Below are 1,429 nucleotides of genomic sequence, written 5' to 3' on the forward strand. Positions count from 1 at the left end.
GGTCACGTCCGCTGGAGTGGTGTATCGACGGCCACTCGGTGATCTCGTTTTGAGGCTATGCGGTGAGTTCGGTGGGCAGGACGGTGTCGTCGGTTTCTGACTCGATCGGGTGGAGCCGGGCCTTGGCGAGGAGCTCGCGGCCCATGTAGCGGCGGGCCTCGGTCCACTCGTCGTTCTGCTCGGCCAGGACCGCCCCGACGAGCCGGATGACGGCGGTGCGGTCGGGGAAGATGCCAACCACGTCGGTGCGGCGCCGGATTTCCTTGTTCAGCCGTTCCTGCGGGTTGTTCGACCAGATCTGCCGCCAGATCTCCCGCGGGAAGGCCGTGAAGGCCAGCAGGTCGTGCTGGGCGGCGTCCAAGTGGGCAGCGGCTTTGGGGAACTTGGCCTCCAAGGCGTCCAGGACATGTGTCATCTGCGCTTGGACCGCGTCTGTGTCGGGCTGTTCGAAGACCGTCCGCAGCAGGGTGGCCACCCAGGGCTGGGCCGACTTCGGCACCTGGCTCAGCAAGTTCCTCGCGTAGTGGGTGCGGCATCGCTGCCAGGACGCGCCGGGCAGGACCGCGCCGATGGCGTCGACGAGGCCGGCGTGGGCGTCGGAGATGACGAGCTGGACGCCGGACAGGCCGCGGGCGATCAGGGAACGCAGGAAAGCGAGCCAGCCGGCGCCGTCCTCGGCGGTGGCGACGTCCAGGCCGAGGATCTCGCGGTGGCCGTCGGCGTTGACGCCGACTGCGATCAGCGCGTGGACGTTGATGATGCGGCCGCCCTCGCGGACCTTCTGGGTGAGCGCGTCGACCCAGACGAAGGAGTACGGGCCGGCGTCCAGGGGCCGGTTGCGGAAGGCGGTGACCTGCTCGTCCAGGTGCTTGGCCATCGCACTGACCTGGGACTTCGACAGCTGGGTGACGCCGAGGGACTCGGCGAGCTTCTCGACTCGGCGGGTGGAGACACCGAGCAGGTAGGCGGTGGCGACCACTGAGATCAGGGCCTGTTCGGCCCGGCGGCGGCGCTCGAGAAGCCAATGCGGGAAGTAGCTGCCCTGGCGCAGCTTGGGGACGGCGAGTTCGACGGTCCCGGCGCGGGTGTCCCACTCGCGCGGGCGATAGCCGTTGCGGTGGTTGACCCTCTCGTCGCTGACCTGCCCGTATTCGGCATTGCAGAGGGCGTCGGCCTCGGCGGACATGAGGGCGTCGGCGAACGTCTTGATCATCGCGCGCAGCAGATCGGGACTCGCCGCGGCGAGATTCTCCTCGGCGAGGGCGTGCAGGGGCAGACTGTCGGGTGCGGTCATCGTGCTGATCTCCTTCGAGCTTCGACATCTCGAAGATCAGCCGGTGGCCGTTCTCATATCCGGGCCCTCACTCCGACGCCAGGCCAAACACCCGGATCAGGTGGGAACCCGTACACCACTTCCCAGGACGCACCC

At 68.4% G+C, this 1,429-nt stretch carries 1 protein-coding gene; it reads right to left on the reverse strand.

What is annotated here, in order from left to right:
- Positions 1–55: 55 nt before the first annotated feature.
- Positions 56–1,294, reverse strand: a complete 1,239-nt coding sequence (locus ACFYOV_RS33720) for an IS256 family transposase (RefSeq protein WP_389094434.1) — start codon at positions 1,292–1,294, stop codon at positions 56–58.
- Positions 1,295–1,429 lie beyond the last annotated feature (135 nt).

This window comes from Streptomyces sp. NPDC005931, from assembly GCF_042871235.1.
Classification (GTDB): Bacteria; Actinomycetota; Actinomycetes; order Streptomycetales; family Streptomycetaceae; genus Streptomyces.

Excerpts from the sequence above, each read along its gene's own strand:
- ACFYOV_RS33720 (WP_389094434.1), bottom strand. The coding sequence starts at position 1,294 with ATGACCGCACCCGACAGTCTGCCCCTGCACGCCCTCGCCGAGGAGAAT.